28 protein-coding genes and 1 riboswitch are annotated in these 23,872 nt (G+C 59.9%); of the genes, 20 read left to right on the plus strand and 8 right to left on the minus strand.

The window, feature by feature from the left end:
* Positions 1–5 precede the first annotated feature (5 nt).
* The gene (locus tag AC1DCP_RS03625; RefSeq protein ID WP_025592729.1) at positions 6–788 is read left to right on the plus strand and encodes a VOC family protein; all 783 of its coding nucleotides are present in this window, start codon (positions 6–8) and stop codon (positions 786–788) included.
* Positions 789–835: 47 nt separating this feature from the next.
* Here AC1DCP_RS03625 and AC1DCP_RS03630 read toward each other — a convergent pair whose 3' ends face one another.
* Complete coding sequence (locus AC1DCP_RS03630) at positions 836–1,732, minus strand: LysR family transcriptional regulator (protein ID WP_065688091.1); 897 nt, start codon at positions 1,730–1,732, stop codon at positions 836–838.
* A 122-nt stretch (positions 1,733–1,854) separates the two neighbouring features.
* Here AC1DCP_RS03630 and AC1DCP_RS03635 point away from each other — a divergent pair, with 122 nt between their 5' ends.
* Together AC1DCP_RS03635 and AC1DCP_RS03640 are read left to right on the plus strand one after the other, a co-directional pair.
* Complete coding sequence (locus tag AC1DCP_RS03635; RefSeq protein ID WP_065688092.1) at positions 1,855–2,577, plus strand: SDR family oxidoreductase; 723 nt, start codon at positions 1,855–1,857, stop codon at positions 2,575–2,577.
* A gap of 14 nt (positions 2,578–2,591) precedes the next feature.
* Positions 2,592–2,942, plus strand: a complete 351-nt coding sequence (locus AC1DCP_RS03640) for an Atu4866 domain-containing protein (RefSeq protein WP_065688093.1) — start codon at positions 2,592–2,594, stop codon at positions 2,940–2,942.
* Between the two features lie 60 nt (positions 2,943–3,002).
* Here the strand turns inward: AC1DCP_RS03640 and AC1DCP_RS03645 are convergent, their stop codons facing one another.
* Positions 3,003–4,565: a helicase HerA-like C-terminal domain-containing protein gene (locus tag AC1DCP_RS03645; RefSeq protein ID WP_065688094.1), complete on the minus strand. Its 1,563-nt coding sequence runs from the start codon at positions 4,563–4,565 to the stop codon at positions 3,003–3,005.
* A 311-nt stretch (positions 4,566–4,876) separates the two neighbouring features.
* Here AC1DCP_RS03645 and AC1DCP_RS03650 point away from each other — a divergent pair, with 311 nt between their 5' ends.
* Complete coding sequence (locus AC1DCP_RS03650; protein WP_003511926.1) at positions 4,877–5,269, plus strand: hypothetical protein; 393 nt, start codon at positions 4,877–4,879, stop codon at positions 5,267–5,269.
* A 9-nt stretch (positions 5,270–5,278) separates the two neighbouring features.
* Here AC1DCP_RS03650 and AC1DCP_RS03655 read toward each other — a convergent pair whose 3' ends face one another.
* Positions 5,279–5,710, minus strand: coding sequence for a winged helix-turn-helix transcriptional regulator (locus AC1DCP_RS03655; protein ID WP_013635666.1), 432 nt, complete (start codon positions 5,708–5,710; stop codon positions 5,279–5,281).
* 103 nt (positions 5,711–5,813) lie between these two features.
* On the opposite strand from AC1DCP_RS03655, the gene AC1DCP_RS03660 reads away from it, so the two are divergent.
* The 3 genes from AC1DCP_RS03660 (at position 5,814) to AC1DCP_RS03670 (ending at position 8,186) form a co-directional block, all read left to right on the plus strand.
* Complete coding sequence (locus tag AC1DCP_RS03660) at positions 5,814–6,572, plus strand: SDR family oxidoreductase (RefSeq protein ID WP_038490216.1); 759 nt, start codon at positions 5,814–5,816, stop codon at positions 6,570–6,572.
* A gap of 70 nt (positions 6,573–6,642) precedes the next feature.
* Positions 6,643–7,449 carry an AraC family transcriptional regulator gene (locus AC1DCP_RS03665; RefSeq protein ID WP_065688095.1) on the plus strand — a complete coding sequence of 269 codons (807 nt, stop codon included), beginning with the start codon at positions 6,643–6,645 and terminating at the stop codon, positions 7,447–7,449.
* A gap of 125 nt (positions 7,450–7,574) precedes the next feature.
* Positions 7,575–8,186 carry a LysE family translocator gene (locus AC1DCP_RS03670; RefSeq protein WP_112152812.1) on the plus strand — a complete coding sequence of 204 codons (612 nt, stop codon included), beginning with the start codon at positions 7,575–7,577 and terminating at the stop codon, positions 8,184–8,186.
* A gap of 22 nt (positions 8,187–8,208) precedes the next feature.
* Here AC1DCP_RS03670 and AC1DCP_RS03675 read toward each other — a convergent pair whose 3' ends face one another.
* Positions 8,209–9,036 carry an aldo/keto reductase gene (locus AC1DCP_RS03675; protein WP_065688096.1) on the minus strand — a complete coding sequence of 276 codons (828 nt, stop codon included), beginning with the start codon at positions 9,034–9,036 and terminating at the stop codon, positions 8,209–8,211.
* A gap of 186 nt (positions 9,037–9,222) precedes the next feature.
* Between AC1DCP_RS03675 and AC1DCP_RS03680 the strand changes: the two genes are divergently transcribed.
* Together AC1DCP_RS03680 and AC1DCP_RS03685 are read left to right on the plus strand one after the other, a co-directional pair.
* Positions 9,223–9,933, plus strand: a complete 711-nt coding sequence (locus AC1DCP_RS03680; RefSeq protein ID WP_019564133.1) for a helix-turn-helix transcriptional regulator — start codon at positions 9,223–9,225, stop codon at positions 9,931–9,933.
* A 49-nt stretch (positions 9,934–9,982) separates the two neighbouring features.
* Entirely contained in the window at positions 9,983–10,351 is a 369-nt protein-coding gene (locus tag AC1DCP_RS03685; RefSeq protein WP_003511943.1) for a VOC family protein, read from the plus strand.
* Positions 10,352–10,459: 108 nt separating this feature from the next.
* On the opposite strand, the gene tam is transcribed toward AC1DCP_RS03685, so the two are convergent.
* Entirely contained in the window at positions 10,460–11,230 is a 771-nt protein-coding gene (tam, locus tag AC1DCP_RS03690; protein WP_003511945.1) for a trans-aconitate 2-methyltransferase, read from the minus strand.
* Between the two features lie 393 nt (positions 11,231–11,623).
* Here tam and AC1DCP_RS03695 point away from each other — a divergent pair, with 393 nt between their 5' ends.
* Both AC1DCP_RS03695 and AC1DCP_RS03700 read left to right on the plus strand, forming a co-directional pair.
* A complete protein-coding gene (locus tag AC1DCP_RS03695) occupies positions 11,624–12,505 on the plus strand; it encodes a branched-chain amino acid aminotransferase (protein WP_065688097.1) in 882 nt (293 codons plus the stop codon).
* A 261-nt stretch (positions 12,506–12,766) separates the two neighbouring features.
* Positions 12,767–15,115: a methyl-accepting chemotaxis protein gene (locus AC1DCP_RS03700; protein WP_013635673.1), complete on the plus strand. Its 2,349-nt coding sequence runs from the start codon at positions 12,767–12,769 to the stop codon at positions 15,113–15,115.
* 174 nt (positions 15,116–15,289) lie between these two features.
* Here the strand turns inward: AC1DCP_RS03700 and AC1DCP_RS03705 are convergent, their stop codons facing one another.
* The gene (locus AC1DCP_RS03705) at positions 15,290–16,177 is read right to left on the minus strand and encodes a LysR family transcriptional regulator (protein WP_065688098.1); all 888 of its coding nucleotides are present in this window, start codon (positions 16,175–16,177) and stop codon (positions 15,290–15,292) included.
* Positions 16,178–16,272: 95 nt separating this feature from the next.
* Here AC1DCP_RS03705 and AC1DCP_RS03710 point away from each other — a divergent pair, with 95 nt between their 5' ends.
* Positions 16,273–16,815, plus strand: coding sequence for a GNAT family N-acetyltransferase (locus AC1DCP_RS03710; protein WP_038490243.1), 543 nt, complete (start codon positions 16,273–16,275; stop codon positions 16,813–16,815).
* A 4-nt stretch (positions 16,816–16,819) separates the two neighbouring features.
* Here AC1DCP_RS03710 and AC1DCP_RS03715 read toward each other — a convergent pair whose 3' ends face one another.
* Positions 16,820–17,164 (minus strand): hypothetical protein, encoded by a 345-nt coding sequence (locus tag AC1DCP_RS03715; RefSeq protein ID WP_205756756.1) that lies wholly within the window; start codon positions 17,162–17,164, stop codon positions 16,820–16,822.
* Positions 17,165–17,384: 220 nt separating this feature from the next.
* Between AC1DCP_RS03715 and AC1DCP_RS03720 the strand changes: the two genes are divergently transcribed.
* Positions 17,385–17,987 (plus strand): superoxide dismutase, encoded by a 603-nt coding sequence (locus AC1DCP_RS03720; RefSeq protein ID WP_003511955.1) that lies wholly within the window; start codon positions 17,385–17,387, stop codon positions 17,985–17,987.
* A 132-nt stretch (positions 17,988–18,119) separates the two neighbouring features.
* Positions 18,120–18,989: a metallophosphoesterase gene (locus AC1DCP_RS03725; protein ID WP_065688099.1), complete on the plus strand. Its 870-nt coding sequence runs from the start codon at positions 18,120–18,122 to the stop codon at positions 18,987–18,989.
* A 105-nt stretch (positions 18,990–19,094) separates the two neighbouring features.
* Here the strand turns inward: AC1DCP_RS03725 and AC1DCP_RS03730 are convergent, their stop codons facing one another.
* Positions 19,095–19,820, minus strand: coding sequence for a helix-turn-helix transcriptional regulator (locus AC1DCP_RS03730; protein WP_065688100.1), 726 nt, complete (start codon positions 19,818–19,820; stop codon positions 19,095–19,097).
* 133 nt (positions 19,821–19,953) lie between these two features.
* On the opposite strand from AC1DCP_RS03730, the gene AC1DCP_RS03735 reads away from it, so the two are divergent.
* From AC1DCP_RS03735 to AC1DCP_RS03760, 6 genes are all read left to right on the plus strand, one after another.
* The gene (locus AC1DCP_RS03735; RefSeq protein WP_065661251.1) at positions 19,954–20,583 is read left to right on the plus strand and encodes a LysE family translocator; all 630 of its coding nucleotides are present in this window, start codon (positions 19,954–19,956) and stop codon (positions 20,581–20,583) included.
* A 115-nt stretch (positions 20,584–20,698) separates the two neighbouring features.
* Positions 20,699–21,133 (plus strand): c-type cytochrome, encoded by a 435-nt coding sequence (locus tag AC1DCP_RS03740; protein ID WP_025592760.1) that lies wholly within the window; start codon positions 20,699–20,701, stop codon positions 21,131–21,133.
* Between the two features lie 86 nt (positions 21,134–21,219).
* The gene (locus tag AC1DCP_RS03745) at positions 21,220–22,140 is read left to right on the plus strand and encodes a c-type cytochrome (protein ID WP_038490255.1); all 921 of its coding nucleotides are present in this window, start codon (positions 21,220–21,222) and stop codon (positions 22,138–22,140) included.
* 91 nt (positions 22,141–22,231) lie between these two features.
* Positions 22,232–22,456, plus strand: a riboswitch (cobalamin riboswitch).
* Between the two features lie 166 nt (positions 22,457–22,622).
* Entirely contained in the window at positions 22,623–22,805 is a 183-nt protein-coding gene (locus AC1DCP_RS03750) for a CbtB domain-containing protein (RefSeq protein ID WP_065688102.1), read from the plus strand.
* Positions 22,806–22,816: 11 nt separating this feature from the next.
* Positions 22,817–23,533, plus strand: a complete 717-nt coding sequence (locus AC1DCP_RS03755; protein ID WP_065688103.1) for a CbtA family protein — start codon at positions 22,817–22,819, stop codon at positions 23,531–23,533.
* Between the two features lie 4 nt (positions 23,534–23,537).
* Complete coding sequence (locus tag AC1DCP_RS03760) at positions 23,538–23,852, plus strand: hypothetical protein (RefSeq protein ID WP_065688104.1); 315 nt, start codon at positions 23,538–23,540, stop codon at positions 23,850–23,852.
* Positions 23,853–23,872: the final 20 nt, after the last annotated feature.

A 23,872-nucleotide genomic window follows, 5' to 3' on the forward strand; every position in this document is an offset into this window, starting at 1 on the left:
ATTCAATGTCCGATACACACGGAAAATTCATATGGGTTGAACTGATGACGCCTGACATGGAGCAGGGTGCCCGCTTCTATGGTCATGTCGCCGGCTGGCAGACCAAGGATTTCGGTTCACCGGAAATGCCCTATCTGGTGCTGGAAGCCGATGGCAAAGGCATGGGCGGCATCATGGAACTGACCGAAGAACACAAGGGCCAGGGCATTCCTCCCAACTGGACCGGTTATGTCGGCGTTGACGATGTGGACGCTACGGCAAAACTTTTCGCGGAAAAGGGCGGTTCGGTCAGGCGTCCGCCGCAGGATATCCCGGAGATCGGCCGTTTCGCCGTGGTGGCTGATCCTTCCGGTGCGGTTCTGTGCATCATGACGCCGCTGCCGATGGAAACCGGCGGTTTTCCGCAGGAGACGCAGAACCTGCCGGGTCACGTCGGCTGGTACGAACTTGCCACCAACAATGTCGACGACGCCATAGCCTTTTACGGTGAGGTCTTTGGCTGGACCAAGGACCATGATTTTGACATGGGCGCAGAAATGGGCCCGTATCGCATCTTCGCCCATAACGGCAAGGTCGTCGGCGGCATGATGAAATGCATGGCGGGTGCGCCCACCTGTTATTGGGGTTATTATTTCAACGTCGACGGCATCGATGACGCCATCACCCGGGTCAGCACCGGTGGCGGCAAGGTCGTCAACGGCCCGATGGAGGTTCCCGGCGAGAGCTGGATCGTCAATTGCCAGGACCCGCAGGGCGCTTTCTTCTCGCTGCTGTCGCAGAAGAAGTAACCCTTCTTGGGCTGATATACCGATCTGCCGGAGGCTACTCCGGCAGATTACCGGTTTCTCAGTAGCCGAACGTGATCGATAAAGGCGCGGAGCTTCGGCGCAAGATGACGTCGATTGGGATAATAGAGATAAAATCCCGCAAAAGTCGGAGAATGGTCCTCCAGCATGGAAACAAGCTGGCCGCTCTCCAGGTAGGGACGGAAGGTCTCTTCCATGCCGAATGTGATGCCGACGCCGGCACAGGCCAGCTTTATCATCAACTGCATGTCGTTGGTGGTGAAGTCCGGCTGCACCGCGACCGCGAATTCCCGGCCATTTTCGGCAAATTCCCACCGATATGGCGCAACGTCCGGACGAGGCCGCCAGCCGATACATCTGTGATGGATCAGTTCGCGCGGCTGCGTCGGTAAGGTGACGCGATCTCGATATTGCGGGGAACAGACGGCGAGCTGCCGCTGCGGCCCGGAAACCGGAACGGCAATCATATCCTGCGCGATCAGCTCCCCCAGCCGCACGCCGGCATCGTAGTGTTCGGCGACGATATCGAATTCCTCGTCCGTCACGACAATATCGAGTTGCACTTCCGGATGGATTTCAGCAAAGCGCGCCAGCAATGGCCCGGACAAGAAGCGCTCCGCTATCGAGGAAACGGCAAGCCGCAATTGCCCCCGAGGCATTCCACTCAGGGAAGAGGCGGCCTGTGTCGCTTGCATGAGGTTGCCGATGGATGGCGAAACATCGGCGTAAAGCTGTTGCCCCGCTTCCGTCAGGCTGACGCTGCGCGTTGTGCGCTGAACGAGCGCTATCCCCATCGTTTCTTCAAGCCTGCGGATGGTCTGGCTGACGGCTGACCGTGTCACGCCGAGCCTGTCCGCCGTAGCCCGAAAATTGCGTTCCTCGGCAACCATGCAGAAGGTGGAAAGCGCGTTGAGATCAACATTCATTGGTTAGCAAATCTATCCATGGAGGTTATCATTGAGGTAATTATCACGACAATGGCAAAGCTTTATCTTTCCTGCAACGGCCTCCTCTCGAAAAAGCGGGCCGTAAAGCCAAGGAGAAAGCCATGACATTGAACAAAGTTATTCTCATAACAGGTGCGTCGAGCGGGATAGGTGAGGGTATCGCCAGAGAACTTGCCGCTGCAGGCGCGAAACTGGTTCTGGGTGCGCGCCGCATGGACCGTTTGCAGGCTTTGGCCGACGAACTGCGCCAAACGGGCGCTGAGGTTGTCGTCCATCCCCTTAATGTCACGGAAAGGCAGAGTGCCGAGGATTTTGCCGAGGCGGGACGCAAGGCGTTCGGACGGATCGACGTCATCGTCAACAATGCCGGCATCATGCCGCTATCGTTGATGTCGTCCCTCAAGGTCGATGAATGGGACCGCATGATCGACGTCAACATCAAGGGCGTGCTTTATGGCGTCGCCGCCGTTCTGCCTGAGATGACCGCCCGCGCATCCGGCCACATCGTCAACATCGCTTCCATCGGCGCACTGGCCGTTTCGCCCACGGCTGCCGTTTATTGCGCGACGAAATTTGCGGTGCGGGCGATTTCGGACGGGCTGCGACAGGAAAACCGCGACCTGCGGGTTACCTGCATTCACCCCGGCGTGGTGGAAAGCGAACTCGCCCACACCATCACCGATCCGGCCGCTGCGGAGCTGATGCAAAGCTACCGGGCCATAGCATTGAAGCCGGACGCCATTGGCCGCGCAGTCCGCTATGCCATCGAACAACCCGACGACGTGGACGTCAATGAAATCGTCGTCCGCCCGACCGCCGCATAGGGAGGATCGGGACAATGAAGATTGTTTCGACATCGCTTGCCCTTGTACTCGCAACGGCCGCCGCCGATACCGGCCACCATCAGGAGGATCGTGCCGTGAAAGGGAATATGGACAAGATGGCCCAGACCGAAAGCCACACCTATATCGGCATGTGGGTCACCGGCGACGGCCATATCCGTCAGGAACTTTTGCCTGATGGCCGCTATGATGAGGCGCGCGGCCAACGCAAAAGCGCCTATCAGGGGCGTTATGAGGTGAGGGGCAACCATATCGACTATTGGGATGACACCGGCTTTACCGCCGATGGCGAGTTCATCGACGATGTGCTCTACCACGGCGGCATGATTTTCTATCGCGAGCCGTGAACCGTCACGCTAACAGGAAAAAATCCGCCCGGCTGATCGAGGCCGGGCGGATTATCTGTTTTAACGCTTCAGGCTTCCCAGTATTCCGCGCACGATGGCGCGGCCCACGGATGTGGCAACCGAGCGGGCGGCACTTTTCATTGCCGCCTCGATCACGGTTTCGCGCTGATAACCGCTCGTCTTGCGGGCGCCGGTGGTGGAGGCCTTTGTGGGTTCCTCGTCGCCGAAACCGGGCAGGCGCCAGCGTCCCGAGGCACTGTCGGACTGGCTGGAGGCATTTTCCTCTTCCGCGCGCTTGGCGGCTTCGGCTTCCGCAGCCTTCTGGGCGCGTGCGTTGAGGATTTCAAAGGCCGATTCCCGGTCCACATCCCTGTCGTATTGACCGGCAAGCGGGCCGGTATCCATCAGCAATTTGCGCTCGGCATCGGTGAGCGGCCCGACGCGGCCCGAGGGCGGCCGCACAAGGGTGCGCTCGACGATGGAGGGCGCGCCCTTGTCATGCAGGGTCGAAATCAGAGCCTCGCCCGTACCGAGCGTGGTGATGATGTCGGCTGTGTTGAAGGCGGGGTTCTGGCGGAACGTATCGGCTGCGGTGCGCACAGCTTTCTGCTCGCGCGGCGTATAGGCGCGAAGCGCATGCTGCACGCGGTTGCCCAGCTGGGCAAGAACGGTTTCCGGCACGTCCAGCGGGTTCTGCGTCACGAAGTAGACGCCCACACCCTTGGAGCGGATAAGCCGCACCACCTGCTCCACGCGCTCGACGAGCACCCTTGGCGCATCGTTAAACAGCAGATGTGCCTCATCGAAAAAGAACACTAGACGCGGCTTTTCCGGGTCGCCCACTTCCGGCAGTTCCTCGAAGAGCTCCGAGAGCATCCACAACAGGAAGGTGGCATAAAGGCGCGGGTTCATCATCAGCTTGTCGGCGGCGAGAACCGAAACCGTGCCACGCCCGTCCGTGCCGACGCGCATGATGTCGGCAATATTCAGCGCCGGCTCGCCGAAGAAGTTTGCGGCACCCTGCTGTTCGAGAACCAGCAGCCCGCGTTGCAGCGAACCGACAGAGGTCTTGGAAATCAGGCCGAACTGGCTGGACAGCGCACTAGCATTCTCGCCCATGTAGTTCAGCAGCGATTGCAGGTCTTTGAGATCGAGCAGCGGCAACCCGCCCTGATCGGCGATCTTGAAGGCGATGTTGAGCACGCCTTCCTGGGCTTCCGAAGCATCCATCAGTCGCGCCAGCAGCAGCGGGCCCATTTCGGCAATGGTGGCGCGCACGCGATGGCCTTTTTCACCGTAGAGATCCCAGAAGATCACCGGCGATTTGCCATAGGAAAAATCCGTGAAACCGATCTGTTCGGCACGTTTCAGCACCCAGTCCTTGGCTTCGCCCTGCGCGGCGATGCCGGAAAGGTCGCCCTTGATATCGGCGCAGAAAACGGGAACGCCGGCTTGCGAGAAACCTTCGGCAAGAACCTGCAGGGTCACGGTCTTGCCCGTGCCCGTTGCGCCGGTGATCAGGCCGTGGCGGTTGCCGAATTTCAGCTCCAGATATTCACCCTTGTTCAGGCTGTCGTCCGGATTGCGGCTGGTCCCGATATAGATCTGTCCGTCCTGCAACATCGACCATTTTCTCCTGCGACTGATGCATGCCCCTTAAATCGCGATCGATTTGAAGATGGTCATGTCCGAATTGAACTTTTACGGCACCCTCTGGCCGCTACTGCCAAAGCGGCCTTTTCATAGTATGGTTGTGATGATCTTATAAGGACAGTTTCAAGGCGCAACAACTGCTTGATGGCGATGAAGAAAAACCGCTTCATGAAAGTTGTCGCACCCGCCCGCCGCCCGCTTGAATGCGGCATGAGATTGTTTTACGTTGACGTTAACGTCAGTTATTCGGTGTTGGCGTCGTTTTTCAACAGGAGGCAAGAATGAACGAAGTCGTTGACCAGATCGCCGCAAAGGCGGGCATAGACCCTGCGCTGGCCGAAAAGGCTGTTGGCATGATTCTGGGTTTTCTCCAGCGCGAGGCGGCAGATGGTCCGATCGCCCGCATGATCGAAGCCATTCCGGGTGCCAGCGATCTCGTGGCACAGTATAATGGCGAGGGCGCTGGTGGCGGCGGTCTGCTGGGCGGATTGATGAGCGCGATCGGCGGCGGCGGCATCATGGGTCTCGGCCAGCAGCTGATGAGCCAGGGCATCGGCATGAGCGAAATCACCACGCTCGCCAAGGAAACCATCGCCGTTGCTCGCCAGCACGCGGGCGATGAGACTGTCGATCAGGTGATCGCTTCGGTTCCGGGCCTCAGCCAGTTCGCGTAAGGCGACATTTTATTCGATAGCGGGGCGCGGCGGCTGTTCATTGAACCTGCGCCGCGCCTCTTCTATTTCCGCATGGTGGGTTTCCGCCCATATCCACACGCCGCAAAAGGCGCTGCCAAGGGTCTCCCCGAGAGACGTGAGGCCATAATCCACATGCGGTGGAATGACGGGGTGCACGGTGCGGCGCACCAGTCCGTCGCTTTCCATCTGCCTCAGCGTTTTCGTCAGCATCTTCTGGCTGATGGTGCCGACCAGCCTGCCGATCTGCGTAAAGCGAAGCGTGCCATGCTCTTCCAGCACCTCAAGGATCAGCATCGTCCATTTGTCCGCCACTTTCGCGATGATATCCTCAACCAGCGCCTCGATAACCGGATCGGTTTCCGTGGGCGGCGGAGACTTGCGCCTGTTCTCGATCATGGGATCGGCGGCATACCGTTTCATCTCACACTCTCCTTTGGATAAGTATAATTCTTTTGGGTGCCTACTTACGAATGGAGAGTATAGCCGCTAATTTCCCGTCATCCAACAGGCAAAGGATTTTTCGATGAAAACGACAGGCAACACCATTCTCATCACCGGTGGCGGCTCCGGCATCGGCCGGGCGCTGGCGGAAGCGTTTCACCGGCTGGGCAACAAGGTCGTCATTTCCGGCCGCCGCCAGAATGTGCTGGATGAGGTAACGGCCGCCAATCCCGGCATGGCCGCGATGGTCATGGACGCGACCGACGCCGAAGGCATCCGCTCTTTCGCCGACAATCTCATCAAGACACATCCGACGCTCAACGCCGTCATCAACAATGCCGGCATCATGCGGCCGGAGGACATCTCCTCGGCCCCGGACTATCTGGATACGGCGGAGGAAACCATCGCCACCAACCTTCTGGCGCCCATTCGCCTGACGGCGGCGTTGCTGCCGCATTTCCTCAAGCAGCCTGAAGCGACAGTGCTGACCGTATCCTCCGGCTTGGCCTTCGTGCCCATGGTGGTCACCCCAACCTACAGCGCCACCAAATCGGCCATCCATGCCTACTCGGTCGCACTTCGCGAACAGCTGAAAGAAACCTCGGTTGAGGTTATCGAAATCGTGCCGCCCTATGTGCAGACGACGCTGATGGGGGAAGGCCAGGCAAGCGACGAAAGAGCCATGCCGCTCGAGGCCTTCATTTCGGAAGTGATGGACATTCTCGGCGGTCGCCCGGATGAGAAGGAAGTGGTTGTGGAACGCTGCAAGCCGCTGCGTTTCGCCGCGCAGAACGGCAATTTCGATCAGGTGTTTTCGATGGTCAACGGCATGCATCCGTAAAGGCCCGGCCCTGTCTCGGAGGCATCGCCTGTGATAGCGTGGCGCTCTTTAAAGGGAGCGCCAGCTTTTCATGGGCAGCCGTCAATTCCTGATGCCGAAAACCGCCATGCCCGGTATTGCTGCCGTGGTTGCGGATAGCGACCGCTCTTTTCCACGTCACATGCACGACCAGTTCGGCATCGGCCTTGTGGAGCGCGGCGCGCAGAAATCGCTGAGCGGGCGCGGCATGGTGGAGGCTGAAGCCGGCCATGTCATCACCGTCAATCCGGGTGAGGTTCATGACGGCATTCCGCTGGGAGAGGGCGGGCGCGCCTGGCGGATGATCTATCTCGACATCGATATCGTGCAGGCCGCCATTGCCGATATCATCGAAAAGGATCACGGCTTTTTCGAATTCGCCTATCCCGTCGATACAAGGCCTCTGGCGGACCGGTTCCGCGCGCTTTTTTCAGCCGTGACGGCAACTGATCGCCCGGGTGACACCCTTCGCTGCGACGAGACCCTCCTTATGCTGCTCGTGGGTGCAATGGAAACAGTGGCAACACCACGCGAGACGGCAGCGCCCGATAGCATAAGACGGGCGAAAAGCAGGATCGATGACGATCCTGCCCGGCCGTTCCGTCTTGCCGATCTGGCCCAGGAGGCCGGCATCAGTCAGTTTCGCTTCCTGCGCTCTTTTGCCAGGGCCACGGGGCTGACGCCACACAGCTACCTTTTGCAGCGACGCCTGCATCTGGCACGGGGCGCGCTGGCCAAGGGTGCTCCACCCGCCGATGTGGCGTTTTTCGCCGGTTTCTCCGACCAGAGCCATTTGAACAGGTTTTTCGTGCGGCAGTTCGGGGTGACGCCTGCGGCGTATAGGGCAGCGGTTTCGTAGGGCAGGTTGGGGTAATAGGGCTACGGACGCGAGCCTCCAAGCGTCAACGCTGCAATTTCATCCAAGACCCCCGCGTCGGACACAGTCACGCTCCTGTCCTCCATTCAACAGGACTTGCAGAAACCATGACGCCCGAATTCCTCATCACATCCCTGATCATCGCCGCTTCGCCCGGAACAGGTGTGGTTTACACGCTGGCCGCCGGCCTGTCCCAAGGGTCGAAGGCGAGCGTCGTCGCGGCTTTCGGCTGCACGCTCGGCATCGTGCCGCATCTGCTGGCCGCCATCACCGGACTTGCGGCCATTCTGCACGCGAGCGCCCTTGCCTTCGGCGTGATCAAATATCTGGGTGTCGCCTACCTGCTCTACATGGCGTGGAACACGCTTCGGGAAGATGGGGCGCTGAAGATCGACGACAAGCAGGAGCACCGCAAGGCAGGGCGGGTCATCGGTGAGGCTATCCTCATCAATCTCCTGAACCCGAAACTGTCGATCTTCTTTTTTGCTTTCCTGCCGCAATTCATCGCGCCGGAGGAGGTTTCTCCGACGTGGCGCATGGTCGATCTCGGGCTGATCTTCATGGCCATGACGTTTCTGGTCTTTGCGCTTTACGGCTGTTTTGCCGCCTCGGTCAGGCGGCAGGTTGCGGCGCGCCCGGCCGTGCTCACCTGGCTGAGACGCAGTTTCGCCGCCGCGTTTGTGGCGCTCGGGGCGAAACTGGCGTTGACGCAGCGGTGAGACCGGACCGGGTTCAACGCAGTCAATCGTCCCAGTCGGGTGCGAGGTGACCGGGGTTGACGATGCGGCCATCAGGTTTGGCAAGCGCGTGGATCGCCTGCATTTCCTCTTCCGAGAGCGCAAAATCGAAAATGTCGAAATTCTCCTTGAGGCGGCTTTCGGTTGCGGTCTTGGAAAGCGCCACGACATCCGGCTGCTGCACCGCCCAGCGCAGCGCCACCTGTGCGGCCGTCTTGCCATGCCTTGCACCAATATCCTTCAGAACCGAATCATCAGGCACCTTGCCATCCGCCATCAGATAATAGGCAGTGACCGAAAGCCCGTGTTTGCGCGCGGCCGCAATCACCTTCGTCTGGTCCAGATAGGGGTGGTATTCGATCTGGTTGGTGGTAAGCGGCGTGTCGGAGAGTTTGACCGCCTCTTCCGTCAGCGCCACGTTGAAGTTGGAAATGCCGATATTGCGCACCTTTCCGGCCTTGCGCACGTCGTTCAGCGCGCCGATCCTTTCCGCCAGCGGCACATCGCTTTTCGGCCAGTGCAGCAGCAGTAGATCGACATAATCCGTCTTCAGCTTTTGCAGGCTTTCATCGACGGAGGCGAGAAAATCAGCGTGGCGGTAGCGGTCCACCCAGACCTTGGTGGTCAGGAAAATATCGTGCCGGGAAATGCCGGACTTTGCGATCACTTCGCCAACCGCACCTTCATTCTTGTAGATCTGGGCCGTATCGACATGGCGGAAACCGAGTTTCAGCGCCTCCGGCAAAATGCGCCTGATATCCTCTTCCGGAATGCGGAAGGTGCCGAAACCGAGGGCGGGAATGTTCGCGCCATTCGCGTTGACGTCATACATGCATGTCTCTCCTGTCTATTGCAAACATGGCCGGCAAGGACTGCCGGATGGGGAAGCGGTCTTTCATTAACTGGTGTCCGCGCCATTGGTTTCAAGCGTCTCGCCATTGCGAGGCGCTGTGCGCGAGGCTACCAGTCGATGGTGAAACGTCGTAGATGGCATGATCGGAATGTGGAGGAACCACGCGTGTCGCGCTCACAACGGCTTCTTGATCTGTTGCAGATCCTGCGCGCCCACCGCATGCCGGTCAGCGGTACGGCGCTGGCCGCGCAAACCGGCGTCAGCCTGCGCACGCTTTACCGCGATATAGCAACGCTTCAGGCGCAGGGTGCTGACATCGAGGGCGAGGCGGGTGTGGGTTATGTGCTGCGTCCCGGTTTTTTGCTGCCGCCGCTGATGTTTTCGCAGCAGGAGATCGAGGCGCTTGTGCTCGGGTCGCGATGGGTCGCGGGCCGTGCCGATGAGGGGTTGGCGCAGGCCGCCCGCGCCGCACTCGTCAAGATCGCCGCCGTTTTGCCCGATGCCCTGCGTGAGGAGCTCGATAATTCCACCCTGCTTGTCGGCCCCGGGCAGGCCATGGCCACCATCCACGTCGATCTCGCCGCCATTCGCGATATTATTCGCAAGGAGAGCAAGGTCGTGATGACCTATCGCGACGAAAAGGGAGAATTGACGGAGCGGGTGATCTGGCCCTTCGCGCTCGCTTTTTTCGATCTGGTGCGAGTGGTGCTGGCATGGTGCGAGACGCGGCAGGATTTCCGCAGTTTCCGGGCCGACCGCATCGAGAGCTTCAACCCTCTGGACAAGCGTTATCCCCGCCGCCGCCAGTCCCTGCTGAAGGAGTGGCGCGAGCGGGAAAAACAGCGACGGCAACAAAATCATGCTGACAAAAACTGACAGCACGGGGGTCTAGAACCTGTTCATCCGCAACTCAAGGAGAACAGCCATGACCCACCCCGATTTCACCATTCTCTACGTCGACAACCCGCCGGCCAGCACGGAATTTTATAAAGCCCTGCTCGGCGCAGAGCCGGTCGAAGCCTCTCCGACATTCTCCCTTTTCGTGCTTCAAAACGGCATGAAGCTCGGCCTCTGGTCGAGGCATACGGTGGAGCCGAAGGCATCGTTAACGGGCGGTGGCGGCGAGCTTGCCTTCCGCGTCGGAAGTGATGCGCAGGTGGATGAAGCCTTCGCCGACTGGAAGACAAAGGGCATCGCCATTTTGCAGCAGCCCGGCACGATGGACTTCGGCTACACATTCACTGCGGCCGACCCCGACGGCCATCGTCTGAGGGTCTACGCCTTCGCGGGTTAGAGATAATGCGTTGAGGCCGATTGGCTAAATAGTGTCGTAGCCATGTCGTACTCTAAGCTCTCCTCATCCCTGTGACAGGCACAGGAATGAGGGGAGGCGAAAACTACGCTACTTCTTCACCGCCACCACGAACAGGCGCGGAAAACGCAACAGCAGCCGGCCGTCCGCCATGGGCGGATAGGCGGCTGCGATGCGCCTGGTATAGTCGTTGAGGAAGGCCTCGCGGTGTTCCTCGCCGGCGGCGGCAAGATAGGGGCGCAGACCCGTGCCCTTCACCCATTCCACAATGCTTTCCGCATCCTTCATGGGGTGGTTGTAGATGGTGTGCCACACATCCACCCGCGCGGATTTCGGTGTCAGCGCATCGAAATAGGCTGATGGCGCGGGCAGGGGTTTGCGGCGTAATCTGCCATCCGCAAACTTGTCCTTCCAGGGGCCGTCTGCTCCCGTTTCCTCCATGGCGCGATGTGTCGGCTCCTGCAGATTGTCAGGCATCTGCACGGCAAGCACGCCGCCGCTTTCCAGCTGGTCCATCAGCTGCGAAAGAACGGCAAGATGATCCGGCACCCATTGGAACACTGCATTGGCATAAAGCAGGTCCGCCTTCTGGCTGGGCCGCCAGTTGCCGAGATCGGCCTTGCCGAAACGGGTGTTGGGCAGCCGGTCCGCCGCCTTTTCCAGCATGTCGTCGTCGCTGTCGATGCCGGTGATGACGTTGACGCCGTAACGATCGGTCAAAAGCTCGGTGGAATTGCCCGGGCCGCAGCCCAGATCGTAACCGTTCAGCACGCGCTCCAGCGGCACCTGCGCCAGAAGATCCCTTGCCGGGCGTGTCCGCTCGTCTTCAAATTTCAGATATTGCTGGGCGGACCATGCCATGATTTTCTCCTGCTGACGTGTTGCATTCGGATCGGCGAACAAGAATGGTAAGGGGCGTTGCAAGCGCCGTCAGACTGCCAGCATCGCATGGGCGAAATCCCCCCGCCATCATCCAATGCATGAATTATTGTGATGGATCTATTCATCAACCTTTTGTTTCGCCTCACAAAACGTCTTTGTCAGGGCATGCATTTGTTATTTTCCGTCAAAATAAGACATGGCGGCAATTAAAACTTGACCTCACCCGGTCAGAGGCATTCACTCCCGCCGATTTCAGAGCATTGCCAGCAAAAGTGCGAAGCGGTTTTGCGTGCGGCAATGTGGCAGGACGAAAAAGATGGAGCTCTTTCGCTTTTTGCAGAAAGGCGGAGATGCTCAAGACAGGAGACAGTCATGACCGTCGATACCGCACCCCGATCAACCACCTGGACCTATGTTGATGGTCAATGGCTGCCCGGCAATCCGCCGCTCATCGGCCCGACTTCGCATGCCATGTGGCTGGCCTCCACGGTGTTTGACGGCGCGCGCTGGTTCGATGGCGTGGCTCCCGATCTCGATCTGCATTGCCAGCGCGTCAACCGCTCGGCCATTAACATGGGCATGAAGCCGACCATGACGGCGGAAGAGATCGAGGCATTGGCGCTGGAAGGCGTCAATAAATTCGACGGCAAGACCGAAATCTACATCAAGCCGATGTATTGGGCAGAACACGGTTCGCCGGGCAGCGTCGTCGCGCCCGATGCCAATTCCACCCGTTTTGCGCTGTGCCTTTTCGAAGCGCCGATGAATGCCGGCGCATCGCTGACACTCACCGTCTCGCCGCTGCGCCGTCCTTCACCGGAAACCGCGATGACGGATGCCAAGGCCGGTAGCCTTTACCCCAATAGCGGCCGCGCCATTCTGGAAGCCCGTGCACGCGGTTTCGACAACGCCCTGATGTGCGACATGAACGGCAATGTCGCTGAATCGGCATCGTCCAACGTCTTCATGGTCAAGGACGGCGTCGTCTTCACCCCGGTTCCGAACCGCACCTTCCTTGCCGGCATCACCCGTTCGCGGGTGATGGGCCTTCTGCGCCAGGCCGGTTTCGAAGTGCGCGAAGCGACCCTGTCGGTCGAGGATTTCCGCGGGGCCGATGAAATCTTCTGCTCGGGCAATTATTCMAAGGTTTCCCCTGTTGTGAAACTGGATGACCGCGCATTGCAGGCAGGCCCGGTCGCCCGCAAGGCGCTCGATCTTTACATGGATTGGGCACGTCTCGGCGCAGACGTCTAGAGCGCCGTGAGTCCCGCCGGACGCTCTGACTCTCTTTGATCTGCGCATCGTTACGGACGAAAATCGAATGTGATTTTCTGTCTGGTGGGCAAAGCTGACACGTATTTCGATCAGGGCCACGGCAGGCGTTCCGTTTGCCGTGGCCTTTTGTTTTTTGCAGTGCAGTATTTTCCCGCGAAAACTGAGGGGAATTTAATCCAATTTTAGACAAACCACACGTAGTTTGCAGCATCTTCCCTTCCGGCTAACGAGGGCCGCCAGATGTCTTTCAGCATTCGTAATGTACTTGTAGGATTTTTTCTTACCATCAGCCTCGCGCTGGCCGGTTTGGTCGGAAACGAGTTGTGGCGGTCGGCCAATCGCGCCGGCACCTTTTCAGAGGTTGCGCAACTCGTCTCGCTCGACAAGCTTCTTTTCAACGCTCTTTTGAATTTCCGCAGTGAACGCGGCGACAGCGCCACGGCACTGACGCTCGATCCGTCGAAATCGACGGGCAGCGTCGCCAGCGTGCAGGCCGCACGCCAGAAGGTGGATGCTGCCATGACGGCATTCCTCACGCAGTCTTCGTCGCTTGAAGACACGCAGCTTCAGGCACCGCTGAAGCGCGTGAAAGATGTCTACGCGCAGTTCGTCGAATTGCGAAAGAAGGTTGACGCCAACGTTTCGCTGCCGCTTGACCGGCGCGAAGGCGGTCTCGACAAGACGGTCATGGCGCTCGGCGGCGATTTCCTCGCCTCGCTCGAGGCGGGCTCGACGGCGCTTGAAGGCACCGTTCGCTCTCTCGATCAGGGTCAGACCGGTTTGATCCAGTTGCGGTCTTACGGCTGGTCTGCCCGTGCCCTTGGCGGCAGCGCCACCGTCATTCTCAACGCTGCCGTTGCCCAGAACCGTCCACTGACGGCGCAGGAGATGCAGCAGCTCGGCGCATTCGATGCGGGTGCGGCTTTCGCCTGGAAAGCGACCGGCGATCTGGTTACGCATGAATCGACGCCACAATCGCTCAAGGATATCTACGCCACGGCGGACAAGACTTACTTCAAGGGCGATTTCAGCACGCAGCGCGCCAAGCTCATCGACGATCTCATGAATGGTCGCACGCCTGCCTTCACCATGGACAGCTGGCGCACCACCGTCACCGAAAACCTCGGCACGATTGCGAAAATCGCTTCTGCCGCCATGGATGTTCTGGACGCAAATGCCGCACAGGCCAAACAGGACGCCTTCATCGATGCGATGATCTATCTCGTCGTCTTCATCGCGACGCTGGCGCTCTGTATCCTCTCGCTTGCCGTCATCGTCGGCCGCGTCACCCGGCCGATCAGCCGCCTGACCAACGCGATGATGGAGCTTTCGGGCGGCAATCTTTCGATCGATGTCGCCGGCGCAAAACGCGGCGACGAGATCGGCGAGATGGCCCGCGCGGTGGAAATCTTCCGCGAGGCGGCAATCCGCAACAGGCAGCTGGAATCCGAAGCCCTGGTCAACCGCGAGCGGGCCGAGCGGGACCGTATCGAGTTGCAGCAGCGCGCCGAGGCCGAGGCCGAAGAACGGCTCAATCAGGCCACGGGTTCGCTGGCGGGCGGTCTTCGTCGTCTCGCTTCCGGCGACATGGTCTGCGAGATCGCCACGCCGTTCGCACCGCAATTCGAGGCGCTGCGGCACGATTTCAACAGCTCCGTCGTTCAACTGCGCGAAGCGCTGACAAGTGTCGGCCAGTCCGTGCAGACGGTAAATGGCGGCGCTCACGAGGTTTCGTCGGCATCCGACGATCTTTCACGCCGCACGGAGCAGCAGGCTGCCTCTCTGGAAGAGACCGCTGCCGCGCTGGAAGAGATCACCGCCAATGTTTCGGCCACCTCCAAGCGGGCAGGCGATGCGCGTGACACGGTGCGTGAGGCAAGGGCAAAGGCCGATCTTTCCGGCAAGGTGGTGCGCGATGCCGTTTCCGCCATGGAACGCATCGAGCATTCCTCGCGCCAGATCGGCCAGATCATCGGTGTTATTGACGAAATCGCCTTCCAGACCAACCTTCTGGCGCTGAATGCGGGCGTCGAGGCGGCGCGGGCGGGCGATGCGGGCAAGGGTTTTGCAGTCGTTGCACAGGAAGTGCGCGAACTGGCCCAGCGTTCCGCCAAGGCCGCCAAGGAAATCAAGCAGCTCATCAACACGTCAGCCGTTGCGGTGGGTGAAGGCGTGAAGCTTGTCGCCGATACTGGCGTCGGGCTTTCCGAGATCGAGCAGCTCGTACTGTCCGTCAACACCCATATGGACGCCATCGCCACCGCGGCGCAGGAACAGTCCGCCGGTCTCTCCGAGGTCAACACCGCCGTCAACCACATGGATCAGGCTACGCAGCAGAACGCCGCGATGGTTGAGGAAATGAATGCGGCCGGTGCGGGTCTTGCGCAGGAATGTGCCAATCTCCAGGCTTTGTTGGCGCAGTTCCAGCTCGGCCAGCAGACCTCCGCATTGCGCGAGACGGCAAGGCACATGCGAGAGGCAAGCCCCGCACGTGCACCCGTCTCCCAGCCGTCCAGATCCCGCCCGGTCACTGCTTCGCGTGGCAATGCCGCGCTGGCCGTGAAGGGTGATGACTGGACCGAGTTCTGAGGACGAGATTGCCTTTGGCTTCGGGGTCCAGCGCGGTCAAGTCTCTGATCCCGTACGACTCTTCTCACGGCGCAGACGCGCCGTGGCTGGATGCCGGATCCAGTCCGGCATGACGATATAAAAAAGTCGCAAGCATCAACAGATCGAAGCCCGCGTCCGAAACCGACGCGGGCTTCATCGTTTCTGCAGGTTTGGCAATGCAGCAGCGAGCGCCCTTAGTGGCGCGGTCATGTGCTTGTCGCGTCTGAGGGCAAGGGCGATCCGCCGTTCGAGCGGCGGCTCGAGCGAGCGCCATTCAAGCCCCGATGCAGCACCTTCATGCTCCATCGCCATGCGTGGCACGATGGCAAGGCCAAGGCCCGCACCCGCCAGTTTCTTGATGGCCTCGACGCTGCCCAGTTCCATGGCGGGTTGAACGGTGCGGCCGCTTGCCGAAAACCATTGATCCACGAGCTTGCGCGTATTGCCGCCCTCGTAAAGCAGCAATGGCTGTGTCGAAAGCGTCTCGGCATTCAGGATTGTTGCGTCGCTGATGGTTCCAAGCGGGAAAACCGCGACCAGTTCATCGAGATGGATGTCGCTGATATCGAGGCTGCGGCCGCTGGCCGGCAGGGCCACCACCGCCGCATCGATCGTATTGGCTTCGAGAAGCCTCAGTATATCGTGGGTATTGCCGGTCTGCACGACGATGTCTATCCCCGGCATCACCTGGCGGATTTTGCCCAGCACTGGCGGCAGAAGATAGATGCAGGCGGTGGCGCCCGTGCCGATGCGCAGGCGTCCCGTCAAGCCGCTGCGATGAGGGGCTACGGTATCGATGGCATGCGCCACTTCTTCCGCAATCCGTCTTGCGTGGATGAGAAAGTCCCGGCCCGCCGCCGTCGGCTGCGCGCGCCTGCCGACCCGTTCGATCAGCCGCACACCGAGCTGCTTTTCCAGCAGCCGGATGTGCAGGCTGATGGCCGGCTGCGTCAGCCCCGCCTTATCGGCTGCGGCGGAAAAGCTGCCGAGATCGGCGACATCCATGAAGCTGCGCACCTGCCGCAGATCGAGGTCCATCATCAAAGAAAACCTTATCGTTTGTATAAGATAGATAATCTTTATTTTGACTGAGCCGCAATGCACAATAATGCCGTGAATGACCACAGGACACGAGAATGACCCTTCCCACAATTTCCAGCCTTACCATCCGCCCCTGCAAGGAGGCGGATATTCCAGCCATTACCGAAATCTACCGGGATGCCGTGCTGCATGGCCGCGCCAGCTTCGAGATCGATCCGCCAAGCGTGGATATGATGCTTGAGCGCCGCCGACTGCTGGTGGAAGGCAACTACTCCTATCTCGTCGCCGAAATCGACGGAAAGGTAGCCGGATATGCCTATGCCGGCGCCTATCGTCCGCGCCCGGCCTATGGTGCTGTTGTGGAGAATTCCGTTTATATCGATCCGGCCAAGAAGGGCATGGGAATTGGCCGCAAGCTGCTCGATGCGCTGATCGAGGATGCGACTTCGCGCGGCTTCCGGCAGATGATTGCGGTCATCGGCGATAGCGCCAACGCCGCGTCCATCGGTGTGCACCGCGCCGCCGGTTTCGAGCATGTCGGCACATTCAAGTCCATCGGCTGGAAACACGGCCAGTGGCTGGACACGGTGCTGATGCAGCGCGCGCTGGGCGATGGCGACACCACGCCCCGTTTCTGAAACCTCAGGGCTTGGTGGAACCAGGGATTTCAACCTTCAGCGTATCGCCGGCAAGCTCGCTGCCGAGTTCGACGGCCTTGGTCTTCTTGTCGTAAACGCAGATATGGCTGATCGTCGCATCCGCGCCCTTGGCCTTGCCGGTGAGGACGGCGAGGCCATAATTCTCGCTGCCCACCGGATCGACCACCACCTTGGCGTCCTCGATCATGTCTTTGCCGGCGCCAAGGCACGCCGTCTGCACATCCGCCACGAATTCCTTCCAGGCATCGTCAGACGATGCGACGGCCGGAAGCGCCAGCGAGGAGAAGGCGGCGAGAAGCAGCGCGCGATGGATCATGGAGCGGGTCATGGAATTTCCTTCCTGCAATTTCATCAAAAGCGAACCGATAGGGTGGAAAACAGTACGCCAAGGTTGTGAAACAAATGTGGTGGCGGCTGGCTTGAGAGGAATTTTCTCTTTTGTCGGAACATTTTGATATTTCACAGGTTGCCCAAACAGAGGTTCGCTCCTATGGTCCGCTCACACGGTTTCTAGGAGCGGTAACCCGCTGCAAAAAGGAGTAAAAACCATGGCCTTCGAACTTCCTGAACTCCCCTACGACTACGACGCGCTTGCACCATACATGTCGCGCGAGACGCTCGAGTTCCATCACGACAAGCACCACAAGGCATATGTCGACAACGGCAACAAGCTGGCGGCGGAAGCCGGTCTTTCCGACCTTTCGCTTGAGGAAGTCGTGAAGAAGTCCTTTGGCACCAATGCTGGTCTCTTCAACAATGCTGCCCAGCATTACAACCACGTCCATTTCTGGAAGTGGCTGAAGAAGGACGGCGGCGGCAACAAGCTGCCGGGCAAGCTGGAACAGGCATTCGCCTCCGATCTCGGCGGTTACGACAAGTTCAAGGCTGATTTCATCGCTGCCGGCACCACGCAGTTCGGCTCCGGCTGGGCATGGGTTTCCGTCAAGAACGGCAAGCTCGAAATCTCCAAGACCCCGAACGGCGAAAACCCGCTGGTTCATGGCGCAGAACCGATCCTCGGCGTCGACGTATGGGAACACTCCTACTACATCGACTACCGCAACCTGCGTCCGAAGTACCTCGAAGCCTTCGTCGACAACCTCATCAACTGGGACTACGTCCTGGAGCGTTACGAAGCCGCTTCCAAGTAAGTTTTGCGGATTGTAATTTTTTGAGCACCCGGCCCCCCAAAGGCCGGGTGTTCTGCTTTTGAGATCGACAATCCAGCGTGTCGCTTCCATTTGTCACAAGCCTGTCATCCGCCCGGTTTATCGCGGCGCATCATGACTGAAAAAACCACACCGCTCTTCTCATTCGGCATTGTTGCCGATCCCCAATATGCCGATGCCGAACCCCGCCCGGACATGGGCAGGTATTATGCCGAAAGCCCGAAAAAGCTTGGCGAAGCGATCGACGCCTTCAATCGCGAGGAACTGGCCTTCGTGGTAACGCTGGGCGATATCATCGATCGCGGTTTTGAAAATTTCGATGCGATCCTTGGCGTCTACGAGCAGCTTCGCCACCCTTCGGTGATGCTGCCGGGAAATCACGATTTCGCCGTTGCCGCCGAACACCTGTCCGCCATCCATTCCCGCCTCGGCATGGCGTCGCCCTGGCACGATTTCACCATCGGTGAGATACGTTTCGTGGTGCTTGACGGCAACGAGGTCAGCCTGTTTGCCCCGCCGCCCGGCGATCCACGCCGCACGCTGGCGCAAGAGCGTCTGAAGCACCTGCAAGAGGTGGGTGCGATCAATGCGCAGGACTGGAATGCGTCGCTCAGCGACGAACAGTTCGAATGGCTGCGGACCGTTCTGCAAAATGCGGATGCGGCGGGTGAACAAGTGGTCATTCTCTGCCACTATCCGGTCTATCCGAACAACGCCCATAATATGTGGGACGCGCCCCGCATCGTTGATCTTCTGGATGTACACCCTTCGGTCGTCGCATGGTTCAGCGGCCATAATCATGAGGGCAATTACGGGGTGCTGGGCAACACTCACTTCGTCAACTTCAAGGGCATGGTGGATACGCCCGACCAGAACACCTTCGCCATTGCCGATGTGTTTGCCGACCGAATCGTCATCCGCGGTTTCGGGCGCGAGGACGATAGGGTGCTGGAGCATTTGCGGCATAACGCTGCCTTGCTTTGAAGTCAGCACCACCCTCTCAACCGTCATTACTGTCACAGGAATGGCGGTTGAGACGGGGGCACCGACACACAACGAAGATTGAAAGACGCGCTAAATCAGGTGCTTTTACGCGCCGGCTTGATTCGTCGTTCGTTCCGAAGTCCCCAGCTGATTGCTCTGCCAGCCGCTCATCCACAATTGCCGCAACCTTTCGCCTTCCATCTTGAAAAAGCTGCCGGTTGTCTTGCAGGTCAGAACGCGGTCGGAGCGGAAATTGCGGATCGCTTGCCTGAGCTCGCACCAGGCGACGATATTGGTCGTCTCCGAATAATAGATCATGGCGATGGGCCGGATCTGTCGCCGGGTCTCCACGCCGGTTTCATCGCCATAGGTTATGTCCAACCGCTCCTCGTCGCGCACCGCCCGCCTGACCATGGCAAGATCGACGCCGGCGGGTGAGGGCGCGATGCTGCCCCAGGCGTGCAGGGCATTGGCCGACAGGGTTTTCGACAGGGGTTCGGGCAGGGATGCCGCAATCTTGTCGCTGACCTTTTTGGCCGCCTGCCGCAATTCGGTATCGCCCGTGCGCGCGACCATGGCGAGCGCAAGCACGATCGCCTCCGTCTCCTCGATGGAAAACATCAGCGGCGGCAGGTTGAAGCCGGGACGCAGGATGTAACCGACGCCGCGTTCGCCTTCGATCGGCACGCGCATGGTCTGAAGGGCCGAAATATCGCGATAGACCGAGCGCACCGTGACCTCCAGTGCCTCGGCAATGGTCTGCGCGGTGATCGGCCCGCGCGCCACCCGCAGAATCTGGATGATCTCGAACAGTCTCGATGCCTTGCGCATTGCCGTTTTTCCCGGTGGTTTCCCAACGCAACTGACACAACGCTGTCAGTTGGCTTTTCCTATAAGCAGCAAAACACATTGAGAAACATGAGTTTTCCCGAATGTGTCGAAAACTGTTTTGGGAGATACTGACATGAGTTACGCCGAAAATCTCTGGCTTTTCTTTCTGGTCCTGTTCGGCATCATCATCCTGCCGGGAATGGATATGCTGTTCGTGCTGGCAAGTGCGTTGACGGGTGGCAAAAGAACCGGGCTTTCCGCCGCAAGTGGCATGAGCGCCGGCGGCATGGTGCATTCACTTTACGGTGCATTGGGCGTCGGCATGCTCGCCGCCTGGATGCCGTCGCTTTTCCTGCCGCTGCTGGTCGCCGGCGCCGCTTACATGGTCTGGATCGGCATCGGCCTGATGCGCAGCGCTATCACCGTCAATGGCGATGAGGCGCAGGCGAGCGCCTCTGTCAGAAAGGCGTTCTGGCGGGCCGTGCTCACCTGCCTTTCCAATCCGAAAGCCTATCTCTTCATGATGGCGATCTATCCGCAATTCCTCAAACCCGACTATGGTCCAATCTGGATGCAGGGGCTGGTAATGGGCGCGATGGTGGCCATCACGCAGTTCACGGTCTATGGCGCTCTGGCGCTGACGGCGGATAAAAGCCGGGCATGGCTCGTTTCCTCGCCTGCCGCGACGATTTTCATCGGCCGCGCCGCCGGTTTCATGCTGATTGCCGCAGCCCTGGTTACGCTTTGGGAAGCACTCTCCTAGACTTCTGTTTTCTTGGGGAAATTCACTGCAATGTGACTTCTTTTCGCCATGCGGAAAGGGCATCCTCGCGCCGTTATCGCGCGTTAGGCATCTGCCGGAATCAAGGAGAGAGTGTATGAAACTGAAAACCATCGCGGCGGCCATGCTTTTCGGCTGTCTTTGCGCCGGAGCGGTCTACGCTGCCGGCGAAGTCGAAAAACGTGAAGGCATGATGAAGCAGATCGGCGGCTCCATGGGGGCGCTTGCTGCCATCTCCAAGGGCCAGAAGCCTTATGACGCCGAAGCCGTAAAGGCTGCCGTGACGACCATCAGCACCAACGCCAAGGCTTTCCCCGACCAGTTTCCCCCGGGCAGCGAGACCGGCAGTGCTGCGGCACCCGCGATCTGGGAAAATTTCGATGACTTCAAGTCCAAGGCCGCCAAGCTCGGTGCCGATGCGGACAAGGTCCTCGCCAGCCTTCCCGCCGATCAGGCAGGCGTCACCGCCGCCATGCAGACCCTCGGTGCCGATTGTGGTGCGTGCCACCAGACCTACCGTCTGAAGAAGTGATCCTATTAAGAACGCCGCTTCCCGGCGGCGTTTTTTTCAGCGGGAATGATGCCTGATCTCATCAGGTGATAATGGGGAGAGGGGTCATGGCCTCCATTTGGACGAAGCTCGCGGGCGGGATCGCGGTGGCGGCCATTGCCGGTTTCGGTATTTTCGCCTGGGTCACCGCGCCTGTGCGTCAGGCACCCAGCCACTGGGTGAGCCTTGGCGAGCCGGACCTTGCCAATGGCGAAACGCTGTTCTGGGCGGGCGGCTGCGCAAGTTGCCATGCGGCACCAGATGCCAAGGGCGATGCGCTTTTGACGCTTTCGGGCGGGCAAGCGTTGAAAAGCCCCTTCGGCACCTTCCATGTGCCCAATATTTCCTCCGATCCGCAGCATGGCATTGGCGGCTGGACGCTTTCGGAATTCGGCGATGCGATGACGCGTGGCGTCGGCAAGAACGGCGAACATCTGTACCCGTCCTTCCCTTACGCCTCCTATGCCCGCATGACGCAAAAGGACATCAACGACCTCTTCGGTTATTTGCGGGTTCTGCCCGCCAGCCAGAATGACGCGCCGGATCATGAACTGCCGTTCCCCTTCAACATGCGCATGGCATTGGGCGGCTGGAAATTCCTCTATTTCGATACATCCGCGCCACCCCGCGTCGAGCTTGCCGATGCCAATGCCGAATTGCTGCGCGGCCAATATCTGGTGGAAGGCCCGGGCCATTGCGGCGAATGTCACACGCCGCGCAATGCGCTTGGCGGTTTTCTCGATGGCAAATGGCTGGCCGGTGGTCCCAATCCCGAAGGCGAGGGCCGCATTCCCGATATCACCCCCGGCTCGCAGAGCGTCGGAAGCTGGGAGGCGGCCGATATTGCCAACTATCTGGAAACCGGCTTCACCCCGGAATTCGACAGCGTCGGCGGCTCCATGGTCAAGGTGCAGCAGAATATGGCGCATCTGACGGCTGATGACCGCAATGCGATCGCCGCCTATCTGAAGGCCATCCCGGCACGGTAGCCCTTTGCCGTCATGCCTGACTTGATCCGGCATCCAGCCACGGCGCGCAATTCTCACGCCGGCCTGCCATTGACTCCCACCCACACCCATCGGATAACGATCCTGTGATGGTTCCTTCCGGGCGTTCCGGAAGGTGAAAAGGGAACACGATAGGGAGACATCCTCATTCGTGGCTGCCCCCGCAACTGTGAGCGGAGAGCCTGAAACGAAATGCCACTGGTAAGCATCTCGCCGGATATGGGCGAGGGCAATGCCGGGAAGGTGTTTCAGGTTTTGACCCGTAAGCCAGGAGACCTGCCATCACGGAAATGTCCATGCCGGCGGGGTGTCCGGAAGAGCGGAATTTCAGGGTGGTGGTGCTTGAACGTGCCGCCCTGTGTCAGTCTCGTATCCCCGTGGTGAAGTGTATCGCATGCGGCTGCACGGCGTTTGCCGTTTCGCCGCGTCTAAAGGCGCGGGGTCGCGCCGTAAGAGGGGTCACCATGTCCATCAACCAGAATACGGCAAATGCCGCCGTTTCAGCAAAAACGGGCAGCTTCGCGCAATCGCTGACGGCGATCGTGCTTGGTCTGTTCGTCATCGGTTTTGTCGGCTTTTCGCATGTGGAAGCCGTTCACAACGCCGCGCATGACACGCGTCATGCCAATGCTTTCCCTTGCCATTGAGGGGAAAAAGCATGTCGTTCTTTCGCAATATCGTTTTTACCGCCGTCCTCGTCGGCATCGTTGGCGGCTTCGCCGTTTCGGCCATGCAGGCTTTCGGCACCACGCCGCTGATCCTGAAGGCGGAAACCTATGAAAATGCCGGTGGCGAAGCGCCCCACAGCCATGATGCTCCGGCCACGACCGGCGCTGCCGTTCCCGCGCACGAGCATAATGAGGAAGCCTGGTCTCCGGCCGACGGCTTCGAGCGCACCGCCTATACGGTCGCCGCCAACGTGCTGACCGCCATCGGTTATGCGCTGGTGCTGACCGGCCTCATCTCGCTGCGCGGCACCGATGCCGGCTGGCGCGAAGGCCTTTTGTGGGGTGTGGCCGGTTTTGCCGCCGTCATGCTTGCGCCGATGATCGGCCTGCCGCCGGAACTGCCGGGCAGCCCGGCGGCCGCGCTTGAGGCGCGTCAAATCTGGTGGCTTTCGACGGTTGCGGCGACCGCAGGCGGCATTGCGCTGATCGCATTCCGGCGCGAACCCTGGGCAATCGTGCTCGCACTGGAGTTGATCGTTGCTCCACATGTGGTGGGCGCGCCCCTGCCGCCGGAAGGTGAACATGCGCTGGCACCGCTGCCGCTGGAACGACAGTTCATCGTCGCCGCCACCGTGACCAGCTTTGTCTTCTGGGCCTTGCTCGGAACATTGAGCGCGTTTTTCCTGAAGCGCTTCCAGCAGGCTTGAAACCATGCAGGGCGCAGCGGAATGGAGTGAGGAACTCGATGCGCTGCGTTTTGCCGTTCCCGGTCACGGCGCTTTCTGCGCCGTGCATCGCCTTGCTTTCAAGACAGTCCTTGGCGTCAGCCCGGAACGGGAAGCGGCGCTCGCCTATTTTCATGAGAATGAGACTGCCTTTACGGTCGCAGCCCTTGCCAAGATAAAACGCTCGGCTTTGCCGGCCGGTCGCAGTCTGCATCTCAACAGCCGCGATATCCGCCGTGCGATTGCGGGCGAGGGCGGGGATGTCGCGCCCCGTGTCTGCCGGGTGCTTGATCGGGGGTGATTTGTGATGGTCTCGCGGCT

This window comes from Agrobacterium sp. 10T429 (assembly GCF_056393925.1).

Coding starts and splice junctions, on each gene's coding strand:
- AC1DCP_RS03625 (WP_025592729.1), top strand. CDS start 6: ATGTCCGATACACACGGAAAATTCATATGGGTTGAACTGATGACGCCT.
- AC1DCP_RS03630 (WP_065688091.1), bottom strand. CDS start 1,732: ATGAATGTTGATCTCAACGCGCTTTCCACCTTCTGCATGGTTGCCGAG.
- AC1DCP_RS03635 (WP_065688092.1), top strand. CDS start 1,855: ATGACATTGAACAAAGTTATTCTCATAACAGGTGCGTCGAGCGGGATA.
- AC1DCP_RS03640 (WP_065688093.1), top strand. CDS start 2,592: ATGAAGATTGTTTCGACATCGCTTGCCCTTGTACTCGCAACGGCCGCC.
- AC1DCP_RS03645 (WP_065688094.1), bottom strand. CDS start 4,565: ATGTTGCAGGACGGACAGATCTATATCGGGACCAGCCGCAATCCGGAC.
- AC1DCP_RS03650 (WP_003511926.1), top strand. CDS start 4,877: ATGAACGAAGTCGTTGACCAGATCGCCGCAAAGGCGGGCATAGACCCT.
- AC1DCP_RS03655 (WP_013635666.1), bottom strand. CDS start 5,710: ATGAAACGGTATGCCGCCGATCCCATGATCGAGAACAGGCGCAAGTCT.
- AC1DCP_RS03660 (WP_038490216.1), top strand. CDS start 5,814: ATGAAAACGACAGGCAACACCATTCTCATCACCGGTGGCGGCTCCGGC.
- AC1DCP_RS03665 (WP_065688095.1), top strand. CDS start 6,643: ATGGGCAGCCGTCAATTCCTGATGCCGAAAACCGCCATGCCCGGTATT.
- AC1DCP_RS03670 (WP_112152812.1), top strand. CDS start 7,575: ATGACGCCCGAATTCCTCATCACATCCCTGATCATCGCCGCTTCGCCC.
- AC1DCP_RS03675 (WP_065688096.1), bottom strand. CDS start 9,036: ATGTATGACGTCAACGCGAATGGCGCGAACATTCCCGCCCTCGGTTTC.
- AC1DCP_RS03685 (WP_003511943.1), top strand. CDS start 9,983: ATGACCCACCCCGATTTCACCATTCTCTACGTCGACAACCCGCCGGCC.
- tam (WP_003511945.1), bottom strand. CDS start 11,230: ATGGCATGGTCCGCCCAGCAATATCTGAAATTTGAAGACGAGCGGACA.
- AC1DCP_RS03700 (WP_013635673.1), top strand. CDS start 12,767: ATGTCTTTCAGCATTCGTAATGTACTTGTAGGATTTTTTCTTACCATC.
- AC1DCP_RS03705 (WP_065688098.1), bottom strand. CDS start 16,177: ATGATGGACCTCGATCTGCGGCAGGTGCGCAGCTTCATGGATGTCGCC.
- AC1DCP_RS03710 (WP_038490243.1), top strand. CDS start 16,273: ATGACCCTTCCCACAATTTCCAGCCTTACCATCCGCCCCTGCAAGGAG.
- AC1DCP_RS03715 (WP_205756756.1), bottom strand. CDS start 17,164: ATGACCCGCTCCATGATCCATCGCGCGCTGCTTCTCGCCGCCTTCTCC.
- AC1DCP_RS03720 (WP_003511955.1), top strand. CDS start 17,385: ATGGCCTTCGAACTTCCTGAACTCCCCTACGACTACGACGCGCTTGCA.
- AC1DCP_RS03725 (WP_065688099.1), top strand. CDS start 18,120: ATGACTGAAAAAACCACACCGCTCTTCTCATTCGGCATTGTTGCCGAT.
- AC1DCP_RS03730 (WP_065688100.1), bottom strand. CDS start 19,820: ATGCGCAAGGCATCGAGACTGTTCGAGATCATCCAGATTCTGCGGGTG.
- AC1DCP_RS03735 (WP_065661251.1), top strand. CDS start 19,954: ATGAGTTACGCCGAAAATCTCTGGCTTTTCTTTCTGGTCCTGTTCGGC.
- AC1DCP_RS03740 (WP_025592760.1), top strand. CDS start 20,699: ATGAAACTGAAAACCATCGCGGCGGCCATGCTTTTCGGCTGTCTTTGC.
- AC1DCP_RS03745 (WP_038490255.1), top strand. CDS start 21,220: ATGGCCTCCATTTGGACGAAGCTCGCGGGCGGGATCGCGGTGGCGGCC.
- AC1DCP_RS03750 (WP_065688102.1), top strand. CDS start 22,623: ATGTCCATCAACCAGAATACGGCAAATGCCGCCGTTTCAGCAAAAACG.
- AC1DCP_RS03755 (WP_065688103.1), top strand. CDS start 22,817: ATGTCGTTCTTTCGCAATATCGTTTTTACCGCCGTCCTCGTCGGCATC.
- AC1DCP_RS03760 (WP_065688104.1), top strand. CDS start 23,538: ATGCAGGGCGCAGCGGAATGGAGTGAGGAACTCGATGCGCTGCGTTTT.